Source organism: Aquimarina sp. AD10, from assembly GCF_003443715.1.
In the GTDB taxonomy this organism is placed as follows: Bacteria; Bacteroidota; Bacteroidia; order Flavobacteriales; family Flavobacteriaceae; genus Aquimarina; species Aquimarina aggregata.
In genome coordinates this window covers 2711502-2731377 of sequence record NZ_CP031965.1, presented here as the reverse complement: position 1 = coordinate 2731377, position 19876 = coordinate 2711502, and the positions used below count along the sequence as shown (strand labels likewise).

Here is a 19876-nt window from a genome sequence, read left to right as displayed (position 1 = left end):
ATACATTACTTTTTATATTTACTAAATGCTGTTTTTTACAAATAAGGGCAAGACACAAAAGCATACATATCACAATTATTTTTTTCTGGCTATTAAAGTATTGATTTTACTTCGGTAGGTCTGACCAATAGGTATTTTATGATTGTGAATATAGATTTGATTTCCTTGAATGGTCTCAATTCTATGAATTGCTACAATGAATGACTTATGAACTCGCAGGAACTTTTCTTTAATGAGTGATGTCTCTAACGTAGAAATTTTTTCATGGGTAAGGATCATTTTTTCTGTAAGATAGACTTTGCAGTAGTTGCCAAAAGCCTCTACAAATAAAATATCTTTCATTAGAATTTGATGATACATTTTGTCTCCTTTGAGAAAAAAACGTTCGTTTTTTTTCGTGTCATCAGTACTCATTTCGACTTTTTTTTCTTCCTTTTCTGTAGTAATTTTATTGATTGCTTTCAAAAAACGTGGAAGTGAGAAAGGCTTTAACAAATAGTCAATAATATCTAATTCATAACCTTCTAAGGCATATTCTTTATAAGCAGTTGTTACGATAACTTTAGGAGGAGAGGGCAATGTTTTTAATAATTCAAACCCCATAATTTTAGGCATGTTAAGATCTAGAAAAATCAAATCTACCTTATGCTTGGTAATTATTACTGATGCCTCTAGTGCATTGTAAGCATTACCAACTTTTTTTAAAAATGCTAGTTCGGCGCAGTAGCCTTCTAAAATACGATGTGCTATCGGCTCATCATCTACAATTAGATAGTTCATGTTGTTTTGATTGATAAACTTAGTTCGTAAATATCTTCAGTTTTAGTTATCTCTAATTTATGTTTATTAGGGTAGATCATGGCAAGTCTCTTTTGCAAATTTTCTAATCCAATACCTTTACTTTTTAGTTCTTTGAATTCGTAATTATTTTTAATTCGAAAAAATATACCCGAATTGGTTGTGGTAATTTCAATTTTGATAAAGGCATTTTCCATCAAACTCTCGACACCATGTTTAAATGCATTTTCTAAAGGAATTACAATTAGTATTGGAGCTATTTTGTGTGAATAAGGAATATCTTTTATAAAGGTAATTTCCACTTTTTTTTGATATCGTATTTTGTTTAATTCAATATAATCTTCGATATAGGCTATTTCATCCTTTAGATAAACATAATCGGCATTACCATCATATATTGTATAGCGCATTATATCAGAGAGCTTAAGGATCATGGCAGGAGCCTTTTCTGATTTCTCTACGGCTAATCCGTACAGATTATTCAGGGTATTAAAGAAAAAATGTGGGTTAACTTGATTCTTTAATAACATTAATTCTGCCTTAGCTTTATCTGCTCTTAAGTTAGTCAACCATTTCCACCGATCATATGCCCACAAAACGATCATCATTGATATAGAAACGATAAGAAAAGTAGTAACAACCGGATGGTGATCTTCTGCATAATTAGATGTTCTTCTGAACATAAAGAAATAAGTAATCACAGCACCATAAGTAAAGATAATAGCGATCTGGTATTTTTTAAAAAACTTTGGTATAATCAAGTAACTGACTCCCATCCAAAATAAAATCAATAATGGGATAGTAATCGGATTATTAGGAATATTCATGAAATACTCTGCTATTGCTCCCAAAAATAGTAACCCAAATACTCCCAAAACTTTGTACATCGGAAACTTGGAAATCAAAAGTGCAAGAGTCAGCCAACAAAACAAAAAGCTAAAAATGTTTATACCCATATAAAAAGGTAGAACAACAGAATCTGGTCGTACGATAAAACCACCAGAAAAGTGTCCAACTATAAAAATTGCACTGGCAAGAATTCCTCCTATGACTAATTCCCTATAGTTACTTTTAATAAAGCTGGTTAAATGGGTTTTCATACGCATAATCATTTATCTCATATAAAAATAGAGATTCGCATAAGGATAACAAATAAACATGACAAACATGATCATTTTTAGGTTAAATCACTCTAGTTTTTTAGCGAACGCTATTACAACCTACGATAGCAATTGTGTAAAGGTATTTCGGGTGTGTTTGTAATAATAAATGGGGATTCGAGAAAAGTACAACTATGTTTGATGCAAAAATTAAGTATCATGAAAATTATTATGAAAATTATAAAAAAATTCTTTTTGTTCATTTCGGTATCAATCACATTATTAGTTCTAGCGGGCTTAATTTTTCGTTTATTGGGTGCCGAGCCTAATCAACCAGAGGGGAAACTTATAGCGGTAGATGGGGTTAAATTTCATATAAATGCCACAGGAAAAAAAAGTAATAAACCAACTCTGGTAATTGAAGGAGGTGGTGGTTTACCAACAGAATACTACCATTGGTTAAGTGAAGGACTTAAAGATAGTTTGCGAGTGGTACGTTATGATCGTTCTGGAGTTGGTTATAGTGAATTGGGCAATACACCGCGTGATGCAGAAACTATTGCTAAAGAATTACGAAAACTTCTGAAAAATGCAGGTGAATCACCGCCATATATATTGGCAGGACATTCAATTGGAGGTACTTACATACGTGTATTTACAAAACTATATCCTAATGAAGTAGCAGCTGTAGTTTTTATTGACGCTACACACCCAGAACAAGTTGAAAGATTTAATGCTGCACCAGTATCTTCTTTTAGATTTAAATCAGTGATTTGGGGGCTGAATGTGGCCACTTTTTTTGCAGATGCGGGAGTTTTAGGTCTGATAGAAAGTTTTACAGGTCCTACATTTGCTGGTGATGGTTTACCCAAAGAAATAAATAATCGAATGCGAGATATGCTATTAAACGGAAAAGGTCTAAGAGGATACAAAGGCGAATTAGAAAATTACCACTCTAATCTAAAACTCGCAAAAATCATTAATCAATTTGAAGCATTGCCAATTAGAGTCTTCACAGCAATCAAAATCGATAAAGAATCATATCGGGAACGAGGTATAAACCCTCAAAAATATCTAAACAAATTTATTGAAGCTCAGAAAGAATTCATAGATCTTTCGTGCATTGGGAAACAGGTATTAATTGATGGGAACCATCAAACTATTTTTACAAAAAAAAAGAATGCTGATATTATCTGTAGAGAAATTGTTCAATTACTGAAAGAATTAAAAAGTTAATCAATGATACTACTGATTTATCTAAAGTCAATTATTTAATCGACCATATCATATCAAATGTAAAACTATTTCTAAAGCGAGATTCATTTTTGAAACTCGCTTCTTTTTTTACTTTTTGTTCAGACTTTCGATTTGGTTAAGGATCATCTCTGCTTCAGCATATTTTTTATCACTTTCTGCTCTGTTAATACTTGATAATTCATGCCATTGACTCATCAGTTTTTCATATTTCTTCTGTAATATTTCAACCTGACTTTTCTTCTTAAACAATCCAAACATAATGTGTTTTTAAATGTATATTATAATTTATAAGCCTTCTATTTACTTACACTAACTTTGTTACACGATGAAAAAAATTAATGGTTAAGATAGTTTTGTAATTCTGCTATTTTTTCGGGCGTATTAAATGCTCCCCCATAGTAACAAGTTACTGTTGCCGAAGTATCATCCTTAATTCCTCTAGAAGATACACAAAGGTGTTTCGCATCAATAATTACAGCAATATCTTCCGTCTCTAAAACTTTTTTTAATTCTGTAGCAATTTGATTCGTTAATCGTTCCTGGACCTGTGGGCGTTTGGCAAAATATTGTACAATCCTGTTAAGTTTAGATAAACCAATTACTTTACCAGACGAGATGTAAGCAAGGTGGGCTTTACCAATTATAGGAACAAAATGATGCTCACAATTAGAATAAAAAGTGATGTTTTTCTCGACTAGCATTTGTTGATACTTATACTTATTATCAAATAATGCTATTTTGGGTTTGTTTTTGGGATCTAACCCAGAAAAGATCTCATCTATATACATTTTTGCAACTCTCTGGGGAGTGCCACGTAGAGAATCATCTGACAAATCTAATCCCATAACATCCATGATTTCTGCAAATAAATGAGCAATTCGTTCCTTTTTTTCAGAATCAGATATATCGAAAGCATTTTTTTTCATGGGTGTTTCTAGTCCTGTACTAAGGTGATCATCTCCTATATCTTCAATCGAAAAACCATTTAAATTATAACCATTAGGTTTTGTTATTGTTTCAGTTTGTAATTTCATTCGTTACTATTTAAGATGTGCAAATGGCAAAAATTTACCTTCAGTATTAAGGTATGCAGACTTTGTTTTGTTGAATTAATTTCAAGTGTACTTACGCTTTTTCCTCATACTTTCAATTCAAAGTTACAATAATGTTTAACTTTTTGAAGTATACATTAAACAAAAATTAACATACTACTATAAATTTTATTTATTGAACCGTTGTACCTTTGAATAGGTTCGAGGCTTTTAAAGCTTTTTAAATATTGAGCTTATGAAGTATCTATTTCTATTTTACAGTGTTTTTATGACGATGAGCAACTCATTAATTATTTTTGATTTCAATAAGGATAGTATTAGCACTAGTTGGAAAATTGTTGATGATACCGTTATGGGTGGTCGTTCAGGAGGTAATTTCTATATTAATGAAGAAGGTAATGGCGTTTTTGAAGGATACGTATCCCTAGAAAACAATGGTGGGTTTTCTTCGGTAAGGCATACGTTTGAATCTAAAAGAGTTGCAAATTACAGTAAAGTCCTTATTAAATTAAAGGGGGACGGAAAACGGTATCAGTTTAGGATTAAATCAAATAAAAATGATCGACATGCATATATCTCTTATTTTGAAACTACAAAAGATTGGCAGTCGATAGAGGTATCGCTTTTAGATATGTACCCTACTTTTAGAGGTAGGAAATTAGACATGGATAATTTTCCTTGTGAAAACCTTGAAGAAATTGCATTTCTTATTGCCAATAAAGAAGCTGAAAATTTTAAGTTAGAAATAGATAGTATTAAATTACAATAATGTGACTAATCATAGCTATAGTATTGTACTAGTTATTCAGTTTTTACAGCTTTAAGGGTAATAATTTCTTTAGTATTTAGAACAATATTGATAAAATAAATACCCGATAAAAGGTTTTTACCAAATTGTATGTTTTTATCATTTAAAGGATAAAGGGTGTTAATTTTTTGTCCCATTACATCATATATATCTATTCTAGAAACTTCTTTAGTATTGTTAAGAGATAAAATAAAATCCTGTCGACTAGGATTGGGATACATTAAGGCTTTTCTATATAGAGTTTTTGAGGTTTCCACTTGTTGCTTATTGCAATTGGGTGTAGTTGCAGTTTTAGAATAATAAATGGTAAAATTTTTAGTTTTGGAAACCATTACAAAATTATCAGAATCTAAAGTTACCCAATAAGAGCCATCAAGTCCTGGGATTCCTGTTCCTGTGAGTGTTAACTCTGGTTGAGGTTGATTAAATTTTTGTCTAATCTTAGGAAGAAAGTTATTCCAATAATTAGGATTACCATTATTTGTGTTCATTGAGAACTGATATAACCCGTTATTCTCAAGACTCCAATTTATAGTAAAATTTGTTATATTAGAAAGATCAGGACCTTGCTCTCCAAGTACATTAATATGGGTGTATTGAGTATTGATCGATGCCAGTGTTTCTAAAATGGGTGTTCCGTAACCGCAATTGGTATCTGCATCGATAACCTTAATAATTTTGGTAGCACTATCCGATTTTCCATCTTCATTAATAACGGTTAATGATATTATGAATTCACCCACTTGTGTATAGGTAGCCGAAGTTGTTACCGTTGTAGCAGTATTACCGTTACCAAGATCCCAGGAGTAGGTTAAATTTTCGTCATTAGGTGTAGAAGAAGCAGAGGCATCTAGAAGTACCCGTAAAGGAGCTGTTCCTGTTATTGGCGTTGCAGTAAATAAAGCAACAGGTTTTATGTCTGTTGAGTTACCAGTGACTTTGATTTCTATTTCATCTGTCCCTATCGCTCCTTTATCATCGGTTACAGTCAAACGTACAATATATATCCCTTCTTTATTCATGTTAATCATAAAATCAGGTGTTGAGTCGCCACTTGTAACTGCTAAATTTGGACCGCTTATCTGAGCCCATTTATACGAATTGATTATTCCGTCACTGTCAAAAGAAGAGGAACCATTAAGATGAAGTTCTCCTGTGTCAACCGTAATATTTTCTTTGGGTATTATTGCAATTGGAGTATTGTTATTTGCAGTATTTGATTCGCTAATTTCATATAATTTAATGCTTGATATTGTTATATCGATTCCTTGGCTTACCTGACCTAAAAAAATCGCAATATTCATAGTATCATCTGTGGTCGCAGTGACAATTGGAGTTTTAATTGTTGTTAGAGTTTCAGAAAGCGTTGGCTGTTGGTCGATTAATAACCCATACGGAGAGTGATTTTGTTGTAAGACAACTTCTATTGTTGTAGAGGAACTCGCATAAGCCTCTATTTCTATGTAATAGGTATTGCCGGCTTTAATATCTGTTGCCTGTACCAATTGTGTGTGCCAGTTTGTTCCCGTTGATTGATCAAGGCGTATAGTAGCACTTTTATTAGAATGTGATAAGGAGGCTTGTGCCCCTTCAAATGTATTTAATGACCAAAAAGAATTGTCAATCTCAAAATTTGGATTCGTATTTTTTATAATAGTAGTACTAAGTTCAAAAGAATATGAAGCCGATTTTGGACTTTCGTTACCCGCTAAGTCGATAGCACTTACTGCCAGACCAAAAGATTGGCCGGCTTTGGCACTTATATCAGTAAATTGATTAGTACTAGTCGTACCTATGGCAGATCCATTTTTATAAATAATGTAGTGTGCGGTATCGACAGAGTTTGATGTATTCCATTTAAGAAATGGTTTAGCAGGATTCATTTCTGTTTCATTTAGTATTGGAGTTGCTGGTGCAATAACATCATTTGGGGAAAAAAGTTTTCTGGTTTCAGATTCACTTTTAGCATTAAAGAAAGAGCGTTCTCTTAAGTGATGGGTGTATAAAACACGAATCAAGTCGTTTGTACCAATTATAGCATTTCCCCATGTCGGCCAAGGAGTATTGCTCCAATCCCAACTAATATAACAAGAAGCTTTTATACCGGGATAATTATCAATAAAATTAAAATAATCTTTAAACCAATTATCCCAATCTTGATCATCGTCTGCACCAACAAATCTAGGGGTAGATTCTCCTATCATTACTGGTTTGCTAGCGCTATGGGCAGAATTCATAAAGGCTACTGTTTTTGTACTCGTGAATCCTTCTGCAGAAAAAATATCAATTGCCCACCAGTCAACATAAGAATCCCCTGGATAAAATGAAGTGAAGTCAGCATCACCATCAGCAGAAAAGCACCATACAGTAGCGACTTCTATGTTTGCTACTCTTATTTTATCGGTAATTCTCTTAAAAGATGCTACATAAGTTGATGCTTGATATCCATTCCAAGCAGAGCCATTAAATTCATAACCAATTCTCAAGAAAACAGGCCTGTCTAATTCTTTTAAACCTTCAATAAGATAATCGATCTGTTGGTCATACTTTCCTATAGCGACATCATCTTCATAATGTTGATTTGGATCCCCATCTACAGTCATTGATACGCCAATCTGTGGTATGACAAAATCGTTTCCAAAAGACGCTAAATTAGATTTTAAAGTAGTCGACCAAGTGCCAGATGTTAAACTTTTAAGCGAAACATAATGCATATACATAGATGGCTTATGATGCTTAGGCATTTTGTTATAATAAGATTGAAAATCAGAATAACTCTGTCCAGCTCCATGATAGATGTGATCATTTAATTCATATCTGGCGTTATAATTATTTCTGGTAGTTTGAGCAAAAACATATTGATTAGCAAGAAATAATAAATGAAAAACGGCTATTTTTTTAAGCATAATAGTTTCTTTTAGAAATAATAAAACAATGACGATAATGACGTTTTTATTGTCTTAAAAAAAATAGAAAGATATGTGGATGTTATGGTATAAGAACCAATTGTTATTTTACGGTTATTGAATAACTGTAATACAGAAGGGGGATATTTTAGTAGTATAAAAGTAGTATAATTTTTTGGTTATACTTATAAATTTTGGTCAACCAGATTAATAATTGTAAATAATTTATACTTTATTAACAAAGCAATTCATTTTTTGTATTTGCTACTGCATGATTTACTATTTTTTATTCTTACTCTTCACTAACAATAGGTTGAAAAAACCTAAGTCCTAATTCTCCTCCATAATTAAGTATAAACATACTTCCTGTGGGTTTCCAATCATCATCGAGGAAAACATTAACTTTATTTTCCAGTTTGTTTTCTGTTTGAGCAGATACTATTTTGTATTTCATAGGTTGACGAGTTTTACTTTTATATGTTGTGGGGTGTGAAAATCTAAGATATTCAAAATTTTAATCAATTTGTTACGGGTATCCGTATAACAATTATTTAACAGTGTATAAAATTCTTTGGTAAGATTTTTCGCTCCTCTTAATACTTACTAACCAATAACGATAGGTTGAAAGTATCTAAAACCTAATTCTCCTCCATAATTTAAAATAAACATACTTCCGGTGGGCTCCCAACCATCATCTAAAAATATATTGACTCTATTCTCTAATTTAATTTCGGTTTGGGCAGATATAATTTTGTATTTCATGATTTAGTTAGTTTTTAATTGAGTATAGTTAAACACTAATTTATTTAGGATTTTTATACTGTTATTGCGGGTATCCATAATTAGATTAAATAGTAAAATCATATTTTCGTGAGTTAAGCTTTAAGTTTCTGAAAATCAAAACATAAATAAGCAACAGCACACATGATGATTCTATGTTAAAAAAACGCTAAAATCATTTCCATATTTATATTGGTTTGGGAGATAATAAACGCCTTTTTTAGTTTAAGGATATATACAAATGCTTTACAGTTTCTAATAAAAAGGCAAGTAAATATTTGGTATTCAATTGATTTAGATTTTTTGTTTGGTTTAAACTAATATATAAGGGATGTATATGCTTTCTTTTTTTATTTTTTTAGAAAATAATTAAGTTCAAAAAAATAAAAAATTGGCTATGGTAATTCAAATCATTGTTGATTTAGATTTAATATTCTGGATTTCAGATAAATCCAAAATAGATGTGTATGAATGTATTTCAAAATTGAAAAACATTAAATTATAGCATTACCATTATTTGATTACGGAAAAACCATAACTATTTATTTTTCAATTATTTAAGTGTTCTTTCATGTGAGAAAAGAAATAATGTTTTTTATATTTGAGAAGCACTAATAAGCTTAAAAACAATTCAATTTATGATGTAAATTACTCTTTTCTAACCCAGAAAGATGCAATATCATCTTCATAATTTAAAAAATAAGATTTAAGTGCAAGTATATTTTTTGACGTAAACTTAAAATAACAATCGTTTAAAATTTAACCAACTTAAAGTTCATGACAATTATTTCAAAATATTCATTTATTTAGGGGGAGTTAATGTTTTTTGCTAATTGTATTTTACGGTTTGCCAGAGTAGTTTATTTATACATACTATGTAATTAGTATAGAAGGAATATAAATGAAATATTGGGATAATGGCTATTATAAAAAATAATCAAACAGAAGAAATCGTATACCTGAATACACAGCATACCTTTGGTAGGAATCGACATATTGCGAATACCCACATTTCGGAGAAAGATATTTCCCAATCCCATGCTTTAATATCTTGGAAAGGTAGTGATTGGTATATACAAGATCACAGTAGAAATGGTACGTTAGTTAATGGAGAATATATTAATCATGCCACAGTAAAACTTAGTAAAGGTTGTAGAATTCAATTTGGAGAACACGAATCTACACAATGGGAAATGATTAATTTGGATTCTCCTTCGAGCTATCTCAAATCTGTTCAGAATACTAGTAATATTATAGAACTAACTTCTTGTCACGCTTTTCCAAACGAAGAAAAACCAGAAATACTTATTTATCCTGAAGATACTACTTGGAAATTCGAACAAGCTGGAGTTGCTGTTGATCTGGCACAGAACAAAACATATAGTATAGATGGTGAAGAATATGTTTTTGTAGAAAACCAAGTACTAGAAGACACAATGGATAATGGGCATGTGGTAAACAATGCGTATTTTCAGTTTACTTTAAGTTCTGACGAAGAACATATACACATTAAGATTATAACACAGAATCTAGAATTAGATTTAGGTGAACGTGTTCATAATTATATTCTATTAGCTTTGGCTAGAAAGAGACTCGCAGATGTTAATGCAAATCATGTAATGGGAGATCAAGGTTGGATGTCTATAGATGATTTATTGGCTGATATGAGTAAAGAATTTGGTAAAGAACTAGATACCTACTATCTGAATTTAAAAATTTATAGACTTAGAAAATTATTGATCGAAACAAAACCATATGGATATTTATTTTCAAATATTATTGAAAGAAGATATGGTGAAGTACGCTTTGCACATCCTTATTTTCAAATTATAAAAGAAGAAGCGTGCATTGGAGAAGTATTAGCAATGACAAATTAATCCCCTAATCGAAATATATATAGACACATCACAAATTAATAGTACCCGATAATGAAAAACTCTTCGACAACAAACACATCAAATGTCGATACTGATCTTAAAAATTACAATATTCTTGAAAAAATAGGAGAGGGAGGATATGGTAAGGTTTTTAAGGCAGAGCAAATAAGCACAGGTCAAATTGTAGCTATTAAAATGCTTAAGTTTAAAAACACTCTTGATGAACAATCAAGAAAGCAACAAATAGCTCGTTTCGAGAGAGAAACGCAACTTTGCGTACAAATTAGTCATCCAAATATTGTTAAACTTTTAGATAAAGGTTATACGGGAGATCATGAACCCTATGCAGTTTTTGAATTTATCTCTGGTGAGACATTAAAGGATCTGATCAATAGATATAACGGTTTATCAGCAGAAGAGACCGGTGCATTGATGGAACAAGTTCTGGAAGCGTTGATTTGCGCACATTCAGAAGGGATAATTCATCGTGATCTAAAACCACATAATATAATGGTCACTAAATTAGGTACAAAATCTTATGTGAAAATATTAGATTTTGGTATGGGGACATTCACCTATGACTTTAAAAGTGAAGACTATAAGGATCTTACATTAACACATGATGTAATTGGTACTCCCGCTTATACTGCACCTGAACAATTAAGAGGAGAACCGCCAACGGTAAAATCTGATCTTTATGCCTGGGGATTAATCTTTTTAGAATGCCTTACAGGAAAACCAGTAATGCAAGGTACGAGTGTTGCAGAAATTTTTCAAAAGCAATTAGATCCTACAGATGTACCTTTGCCTCCTTCAATTTTGGATCATCCATTAGCAAAGGTGCTAAGTCATGTGTTACACAAAGATCCACGAAGACGTATTCATAATGCTATCATGATTTCTGAAGCATTAGGAGATGTAAATTTAAGCACATTGGTAGGTAGGATTCAACCTCAAAATACACCTGTACAACCTGCCGATAACCTTACCGAAATTAATCAATTTGCTTGGCTTAGCACTCATAGTGAAAAAAGACAACTTACTGTTTTGTGCGCTAAACTTAGCTTGTCTATATCCAAAAATGCAACCTTAGATATTGAAACTCTAGAGGCGATTCAAAAAGATCAATTGCATCTTTGTAAAGATACTGGTATGCGTTTTGGTGCTCATATATCAGGAACAATGGCAGATACAATGATTATGTATTTCGGGTATCCACAAGTAAGTGATAATGATGCTAGACGTGCGGGTAGAACTGCATTAGAATTGATTAGTCAATTGCAAAAAAGAAGTGCATTGTTGTATGCACAACACCGAATAAGTATTGATATACGTGTAGCAATGAATTCTGGTACCGTACTTATAAAACATAAAAGCGATCCAGAAGGATTAGTAACAAATGCTGCATTTAATCTTTTATATACAACACAACCAGGGCATATTTTGGTTGGAGAAACGACCAAAAAATTATTAGATCCTTATTTAGAATTTGAACCTTTTATTACTCAGGGTTTTTCTGGAGGTAGTAACTCATTAACAGCATTTTTACTTACAGGTGAGCGACCGGCAGAGGCATTGTCAAATCTTAGTTTGAGAAGTGCAGATCAAAGAATGATTGGTCGAGAACAAGAACAAGAACACGTTTTTGACGTATGGAAAACTGTAGCTCCTAAAAATGGAAAAACCATCTTGATTAAGGGGCAAGCCGGGATAGGTAAATCTAAGCTTATCTATGAAACAAAAAAAGGTTTAGTACATGATGGATTTGTAGTTAGAGAATGTCGTTGTCTACCAGAATATCAAAATAATGCTTTATATCCTATTTTCGAAATGCTCAAAAAGGATGTGGGGATACATGATGATTTAACAGATAGCATACCACAATTAGAGAATGCATTAAAAAAGGTAAAATGTGATCCCGCGATAGCGATACCGATATTATGCTCGTGGTTTGCCATTCCTTTAGGTGATACATATCAAAACTCTGAAATATCTCCTTTAGAACAAAAAGAAGTTTTATTTAATATTCTAGAAGAATGGATTTTAAGTATTGATACTCAAAAAAAATTCATGCTTATCGTTGAAGACTTACACTGGATTGATCCTACAAGTCTTGACTTTTTGAGCATACTAATCTCAAAAATTTCTAAACAAAATTACTTGTTGTTACTTACCGCACGACCAGAGTTCGAACATGACTGGAAAGAAGAACAAGCTACAGAAATAGGATTGAAGATACTAACAAAAGCTTATGCAGAATCATTGATCAAAGATTTAATACATCAAAAAGAAATTGATGAAAAAGCATTAGATTATATTGTTGAGCGATCAGATGGAATTCCTCTATTTATTGAAGATTTAACAACAATGTTGACCGATCAAGAATATTTGATACTAGAAAATGATACGTATCGGTTAGCAGCAAAGTTTGATGCAACCTCTGTACCGGTAACTTTAAAAGGATTGTTAAATACAAGATTAGATCGAACTGGCTTTGCCAAAGAAACTGCACAATTAGCGTCGGCTATAGGTCGAGAATTTACCTACGACCTTTTGGTAAAATCTTCCTCTCATGATGAAGCGATGGTACAAGGTAACCTTAATGTATTACAAGAAGCTAACCTAATCTATAGACAACGTCGTGTACAAAATGAGATTTATGTATTTAGACATGCGTTAATTCGGGATGCTGCTTACGATGGTATGGTATCTCAATTAAAAAGAGAAGTTCACGGTAGAATTGCTAAAGCTCTTGAAGATAATTTTAAGGAAGTTGTAAAAGAAAATCCATTTGAATTAGCCAGACATCAAGCAGAGGCTGGTCAATATGATAAAGCATCACAACTTGGACTAGAAGCAATTAAACGAGATATTAAAAATTCTGCAAATGAAGAGGCCTTACGATTGTATTTAGTGATTAAAGAATGGGTAGTACGAATTCAAGATGAAAATAAAAAACTCAAAGGCGAACTGGATTTAAATATCTGTGTCATGGCTGCAATCTCTTTAAAAGAAGGATGGGGGAGCCATGCTTTATATGAAATGGCTAATCGGAATGTAGAATTAATAGCAGACTTAAAATCTAAGGAGAATCATGTCATAAATAAAGAGGTTGACGAGTATGAATTAAAGAATGATTGGGCGTTGTTTTCCTATTTTCATGCGCAATCAAAAAGTAAAGAAGCAAAAAATATTGGTGAAAAACTTATCGAAAAATCAATTCAAAAGAAAAATCATAAGGTAGAAATGGCGATTTCATCTTTTTTAGGACAATCTTATTTTGTTTCTGGAGATATAGATAAATCAGAAAAATTACTTACTACTGTAATTGAAAAATTTGATTTAGAAGAGGATAAAAGCATTTTTGAAGACTACGGTTTCGATCCTTATATTTTTGCTACAGGAATGTTAGGGTTTGTATATTATTTTAGAGGAAAGCCTAATAAAGCAAAAAAATTATACAAAGATGGTATACAATATTCTAAAACGACCAATAATGATACTTTAATTGTACTGGCTTTTCTTTTTATGGGTTGCTTTCTATCAATGCTTGATGATAAGAAATTATGTAAAGAATATGTTGAAGAACTTCATCATTTATTAGGTGAACGAATACATAAAGTATGGGTTTCTAATTTGTTTTGTTTAATTGAAGATTGGGTTAGTGGTAAAACTGATATTGCTGAAGAAAAAAGAAAATCTATGATAGAAGCTGGACAAAGCCTAGTATTATCATTTTATGAACCTTCAATGGTTAAAACATATCTTGAAGTAGATGAATATGAAAAAGGAATAATAATTTTACAAGAATCTATAGATAGACAAACTAATCATGGAGAAGAAGCTATTTTACCAATAACCTATAATTTATTGGGAAGATGTTTAATTCGTAAAGAAAAAGTAATATCCACAGTAATAGAAAATACATTTGAAAAATCTATAGCTTATTCTGAAAAAATGAACTTTAATTTACTAAAACTTGATGCAATAGTCAATTATGCTGAATTTTTAATACAAGAAAAGCAAATTGAAAAAGTTGAAACATTATTAGTTACAATAGAAGAATTTTGTAATACAATTTTAGAAATTAGAGAACTAGAAGTATATAATAGATATCAAAAATTAAAGACACAAATACAATAATCATATTTAATTAAAACCAAAAAAATGAGTACACAAGATTTGGCTAGCCCACAAGAGGTAAACTTACGTTCTGACGAGATCAGAAAAGAAATTAAAGATCTATTTGATGCAAAACCTATCAATGATCCTTCTTATATTATATATCATATGATTGATAAGCATATACCTAACGAATCTACAAAAGATAAGATTTTAAGAATTACCCAATTCTTTAATAATTTATATTTTGTTGAATCTATAAATAATACAATAAGAGATGCTTATTTAGATCATAATAATTTACGACTCGGTTTTTTGACAAATGGAGCTTTATTTAATACTAAAAGAAATAAAGGAAAGGTAGAAATCAATGAAAAGTATAACATTGATGAACTTAGTAAATTATATATAGAAAATAATACAAAGTATAATGATATTATCACTGCAATAAGTGATCAATTAGATAGTATAGGTGATGGAATAGGTGAAACTAACATATCTAAAGAAAAATGGTATTTCTGGCCTGGTTGCGAAATGAAAATGCCTGCAAATACTACTATATTAATGGATACATCTGTTACTAAATCAAAATTTGTAGTAACTAAAAAGATTAATGAATCTAAAGATGATGCTACACAAATAGTTATGGAAGAAAATCCATATCAATTAGAAGTTTCTTTATTGGGAGATAATGAATTTTTTTATAAAGAGAGTGAAGACGCGGAAGAGCGTAAACTAAAATCAGGATTTTTCGCAATTAATAAGTCTGAACCTGAATTTGAAGGGAGCCATACAGGGGATTTTAGTGAAATTGATTTAGCTTTAAAAAAAGGAGAAGAATATGATTATATGTTATATGTACCCTATAATAGTCCTAGACTTGATGTATTAACTCATATGAAAATTTCTAATTCAGACGAAACAGTAGAGGAGTTTATCGCTACTTGTTCTTGATATAATAGATATGATACTTCCGAAATATTATTAAAAATATCATAAACAAGCCTTTGTTTTTGGGTGAGTTATTTAATTTATAGTATCTTATTAAGTGTTTGATTTTTAGTAACTTAAAACCGTAATTGATTTAAGTTTAATCCTTATTAAATTAAAATTTAATATTATTTAGGATAATAAGATAGCTAAAAACCAAACACTTATTTAATTAATAACTCTTAAAACTTAAAATCATGGTTAATGAAGAAACTGAACCATCAACAATTGTAGAGAATTTAAATTTAGAAGAGCTCGTAAGAAAAGAAATCAAATCATTATTCGATGCTCAACCTAATAATGATCCATTGTATCAAGTATATGATGCAATAGATAGAGCGATAAACGCAAAATTTAAGGTGTTAACTAATAAAGCAGATTTGGCTAAAATAGATATCTTAAGAATTGCTGAATTTTTCAATACATTTCATTTTTTTGAGTCTATTAATGATTTTGTTAGAGATGCTTATGTTAATTCTAATAATTTAAGACATGGTTTTTTAACCAATGGGGTTTTGTTTAGAACAGAAAAAACCAATAACAAAGACCAGATAGAGTTCGCGGTAGGCTATACCATTACAGAATTAGCTCAACTTCGTAGTACGAAACCCGAACTATATAAAAGTATAGTTAATGAAGTAAAGAACCAATTAGAAGGTTTCATAGTTACTGATTCTGAAGAAAAATGGTACTTCTGGCCAGGTTGCGAAATGAAAATTCCAACGCAGACCAATATTATCTTAGATACTTCAATTTCAAAATCTAAATTCGTAATTGTAGAAAAAACAGATAGTATAGAGGATAAAGCCCAAATTGTTGTTGAAGAAAAACCTTATCAATTAGAACTTTCTATTTTGATGGATACAGATTTCTATTATAAAAAGAATGAGAAAAATAAACAAAAATTAAAATCAGGTTTTTTTACGATTAATAAAGCAGATACAGAAAATTATGCCTCTCTAGATTTTAGTGAAATTGAGTTAGAGTTGCAAAAAGGAGAAAAGAAATACGAATATACTCTGTATGTACCTTATGCAAGTCCAAGATTAGATGTAAAGACAAATATGAAAATTTTTGGTGCAGATGCAACAGTAGAAGAATTTATTGCAACTTGTACTTGATTTAATAAGAATTAGTATCTCGTTAGTCAAAATGCTTATCGATATTTTTAAATTCTTAAAACCTAAACCATGGAAACAATCACAATAGACCAAAAACAGGAAAAAACGACTTTAGATTCAAATACAACTAAAAATCAGATATATACTATTTACGAACGATATTATGAACTTAGTCTTAAATGTGCGCGCGATAAAGATTTGCTAGAGGCTTTTCAAGATCCTGAAAATACAGTAGCATTTATGACAGATGGTAAAAAAGACAATACTTATGTTTGGATAGAAAATGGTAAACCCTGGAAAGGTTGCGGTATGAAAATACCGCAAAATACTCGGGTCATTTTAGACTATGAAACAGCCTGGCCGAATCTATATTTTACTAAAAAAGGAGGTAGTAAAGAAACAGTTACTATAAAAGAATCTCCTTTATTTGTACAAGTATTTAGTAATGGTAAAGAAGGTATAAAAACAATAAAAAGAGAATTACTATCAGAAAATGGAGTGTCAAAAGTGATTCTGCCTTTTGATACTGAAGATTTACAATATTATGATGCGATACTTATTTTACCTTGTTTTATACCAAATAAAGATATGTTAACCAAAGTGTATTGTAAAGACAATAAAGAAACAGCAGAGATAGTACTTACTACTACATAAAATTACATGATTTTTATTAAGCATAGAACTATTTTTTTTGGTAGTTTTAAATAAAATAATCAATGTTGTTTTCTTAGATAATTCAACATTGATTATTATTTTTTTTTGATAAAAATTTCAAAAGAATACTCTTGATATAATGCCAGATACATTTTACAGAATTAAAGAAAAATATACTAAAGTTAATATTAACGATCACTATACGATCATGACCTCAGAACGAGATAGTGTTGTATTACAATCGCCTTTAGCAATCCAACTTTTAGAGAAGATTAGTGGTGAAAAAATTACTAAAGATTTCATTGTAGCTAATTATGAGGACTATAGTTCTAATCTTAGTGATGTTATAATTACGTTGCATCAATTAGAATCAGAGGGTTATATTACACAATCAAGGCCTTACTTTACTCCAGAACAAACTGCATATTGGGAAGAGTCGGGTTACGATACAAATACCTTATCTACTATATTTAAGAACAAATCGATCGCTGTCAGGACTTTAGGATCGGTAGATACGATTATGTTTAATGATGCGTGTAGAAATGTTGGGATAGAATTCTCTGAAACTCCTACTTTAATTGTTGTCTTGACTACAGATTATTTACATCCTGATTTGGAATCCGTAAATCAGGAAATGTTAGATCATCAGATACCATGGTTGTTACTTAAGTTGAATGGTACAACTCCTTACATAGGTCCTCTTATACTTCCCGATAATGCTGATAGTGCTTGTTGGGCTTGTTTACAACATCGGTTAGCATTACATGATCAAGAGAGTAAACTGTATCAGGCACTTGCTAAAACCAATCATACTATTGCCCGTCCTGTAATAAATCATCCATTAGCACAACAGTGGGGTATAAGTGTTGCTCTTTCTGAATTGGTTTCATGGATGTATCATGATCATAATGATCAATTATTTAATCATTTGATCGCTATAAATACTAAAACAAGAAAACAAAGTACACACAAAGTAGTTAAAAGACCGCAATGTAGAGCATGTGGAACTAAAGAGGTGTTAAGCCAACATCCGTCACCAATTGATTTAAAAAAAGAAGATATCTTATCTGATCATTTGGGAGGTTATCGCACCGTACCCCCAGAGGTGACTTTAGAGAAGTATATGCATCATGTTAGTGATATAACGGGAGTTGTTCCTTATTTAAGAGCATATCATCCTGTAGAAGATGCGCCAATTTATAATTTTGGTTCAGGTAAAAATATGGCACTTCAAAGTTCTTCGTTATTCTGGTTAAATCTACATCTCAGAAGTGCAAATGGTGGTAAAGGAAAAACAGAGATTCAAGCTAAAACCGGTGCTTTATGTGAAGCCATAGAACGATATAGTCTTATGTACCAGGGAGAAGCTTATAAAATTCAAGCTGCTTTTAAGGATTTGGATGTTAAAATACATCCTAACCAATGTATGCTTTATAGCAATGCACAGTATCAGGATAGAGAACGAATCAATAATGAAAGCACTAAGTTTTACTCACTAATTCCAATTGCATTCGATACAGATGAGATAATGGATTGGACTCCGGTATATAGTCTTACACACAAAGAGTTTAAGTTTCTTCCTTCTTGCTATTGTTATGCGCAATATCCGGCAAAAGACGAGAAGCGTTTGTATGCATATCCCGATTCTAACGGTTGTGCGGCAGGTAATACCATAGAAGAAGCTATACTACAAGGTTTTCTTGAACTTGTAGAGCGTGATGCTGCAGCAATTTGGTGGTATAATCGTATTCAATACCCAGAAGTAGCTTTAGAAACTGCTGGTAATGAGTATATCAACAAAATGATAAGGTATTATAAAGACATAAATAGAAGTCTTTATGTACTGGATATTACTACAGATCTGGAAATTCCTGTTTTTGTAGCCATTAGCCATAGTATAAAAGAAGATGAAAAAGATAAAGTGCTTTATGCTTTTGGAGCTCATGTAGATGCCAATATTGCTTTAGAAAGAGCAATTATAGAACTTAATCAGTTATTACCCGTAGTTATCAACGATAAGAAAGATTATTTAACTACAGATAAGGTGTTTATAGATTGGTTAAATAATGCCACATTAAAAGATAATACATATCTGATTCCATTAGATAAAGAAAAAAATAATATGCAAGCTGACTATGCGAAACTTTGCCCAGCTACAGTTTATGATAGTTTGCAGTTTTGCATAGAAAAAGCCAAAAAACAAGGGTTAGAAACGTTGGCTTTGGATTTAACACAGCCAGATATAGGCCTTTCGGTAGCCAAAGTAATTGTACCGGGATTACGCCATTTTTGGAGACGTACTGCCCCAGGAAGATTGTATGATGTACCTGTAAAAATGGGAAAATTTAAAGAACCTCTTACAGAAGAAGAATTAAACCCTTTGAGTATTTTTATTTAAAATGACAATTAAC

15 protein-coding genes are annotated in these 19876 nt (G+C 31.3%); 8 read left to right on the top strand and 7 right to left on the bottom strand.

The features are described 5' to 3' along the window. Positions 1–75 precede the first annotated feature (75 nt). Together D1816_RS11320 and D1816_RS11315 are read right to left on the bottom strand one after the other, a co-directional pair. Entirely contained in the window at positions 76–780 is a 705-nt protein-coding gene (locus tag D1816_RS11320) for a LytTR family DNA-binding domain-containing protein (RefSeq protein WP_118502950.1), read from the bottom strand. After that, positions 777–1898, bottom strand: coding sequence for a sensor histidine kinase (locus tag D1816_RS11315; RefSeq protein WP_066317777.1), 1122 nt, complete (start codon positions 1896–1898; stop codon positions 777–779). Before D1816_RS11315 ends, D1816_RS11320 begins: the two co-directional genes overlap by 4 nt. A 219-nt stretch (positions 1899–2117) precedes the next feature. Between D1816_RS11315 and D1816_RS11310 the strand changes: the two genes are divergently transcribed. Beyond that, a complete protein-coding gene (locus D1816_RS11310; RefSeq protein ID WP_158597768.1) occupies positions 2118–3134 on the top strand; it encodes an alpha/beta fold hydrolase in 1017 nt (338 codons plus the stop codon). A 108-nt stretch (positions 3135–3242) separates the two neighbouring features. Here the strand turns inward: D1816_RS11310 and D1816_RS11305 are convergent, their stop codons facing one another. Both D1816_RS11305 and folE read right to left on the bottom strand, forming a co-directional pair. Beyond that, positions 3243–3413: a Lacal_2735 family protein gene (locus D1816_RS11305; protein ID WP_118502944.1), complete on the bottom strand. Its 171-nt coding sequence runs from the start codon at positions 3411–3413 to the stop codon at positions 3243–3245. Positions 3414–3490: 77 nt separating this feature from the next. Continuing rightward, on the bottom strand, positions 3491–4189 hold the full coding sequence (gene folE, locus D1816_RS11300) for a GTP cyclohydrolase I FolE (protein WP_066316588.1): 699 nt from the start codon (positions 4187–4189) through the stop codon (positions 3491–3493). A gap of 253 nt (positions 4190–4442) precedes the next feature. Between folE and D1816_RS11295 the strand changes: the two genes are divergently transcribed. Next, positions 4443–4976, top strand: coding sequence for a CIA30 family protein (locus D1816_RS11295; protein ID WP_118502942.1), 534 nt, complete (start codon positions 4443–4445; stop codon positions 4974–4976). 32 nt (positions 4977–5008) lie between these two features. On the opposite strand, the gene D1816_RS11290 is transcribed toward D1816_RS11295, so the two are convergent. The 3 genes from D1816_RS11290 to D1816_RS11280 form a co-directional block, all read right to left on the bottom strand. Continuing rightward, the gene (locus tag D1816_RS11290) at positions 5009–7921 is read right to left on the bottom strand and encodes a PKD domain-containing protein (protein ID WP_118502940.1); all 2913 of its coding nucleotides are present in this window, start codon (positions 7919–7921) and stop codon (positions 5009–5011) included. A 292-nt stretch (positions 7922–8213) separates the two neighbouring features. Beyond that, on the bottom strand, positions 8214–8375 hold the full coding sequence (locus D1816_RS11285) for a DUF1737 domain-containing protein (protein ID WP_082832508.1): 162 nt from the start codon (positions 8373–8375) through the stop codon (positions 8214–8216). A 149-nt stretch (positions 8376–8524) separates the two neighbouring features. Beyond that, positions 8525–8683 carry a DUF1737 domain-containing protein gene (locus D1816_RS11280; protein ID WP_082832507.1) on the bottom strand — a complete coding sequence of 53 codons (159 nt, stop codon included), beginning with the start codon at positions 8681–8683 and terminating at the stop codon, positions 8525–8527. A 935-nt stretch (positions 8684–9618) separates the two neighbouring features. Here D1816_RS11280 and D1816_RS11275 point away from each other — a divergent pair. The 6 genes from D1816_RS11275 (at position 9619) to D1816_RS11250 (ending at position 19863) form a co-directional block, all read left to right on the top strand. Beyond that, on the top strand, positions 9619–10578 hold the full coding sequence (locus D1816_RS11275) for an FHA domain-containing protein (RefSeq protein ID WP_118502938.1): 960 nt from the start codon (positions 9619–9621) through the stop codon (positions 10576–10578). Between the two features lie 51 nt (positions 10579–10629). Then, a complete protein-coding gene (locus D1816_RS11270; protein WP_118502936.1) occupies positions 10630–14721 on the top strand; it encodes a TOMM system kinase/cyclase fusion protein in 4092 nt (1363 codons plus the stop codon). Positions 14722–14745: 24 nt separating this feature from the next. Further along, positions 14746–15654: a hypothetical protein gene (locus tag D1816_RS11265; RefSeq protein ID WP_118502933.1), complete on the top strand. Its 909-nt coding sequence runs from the start codon at positions 14746–14748 to the stop codon at positions 15652–15654. A gap of 233 nt (positions 15655–15887) precedes the next feature. Further along, complete coding sequence (locus D1816_RS11260; RefSeq protein ID WP_118502931.1) at positions 15888–16811, top strand: hypothetical protein; 924 nt, start codon at positions 15888–15890, stop codon at positions 16809–16811. A 69-nt stretch (positions 16812–16880) separates the two neighbouring features. Further along, complete coding sequence (locus D1816_RS11255) at positions 16881–17465, top strand: hypothetical protein (protein ID WP_118502929.1); 585 nt, start codon at positions 16881–16883, stop codon at positions 17463–17465. Positions 17466–17604: 139 nt separating this feature from the next. After that, positions 17605–19863, top strand: coding sequence for a TOMM precursor leader peptide-binding protein (locus D1816_RS11250; RefSeq protein ID WP_118502927.1), 2259 nt, complete (start codon positions 17605–17607; stop codon positions 19861–19863). The last annotated feature ends 13 nt before the right edge of the window (positions 19864–19876 follow it).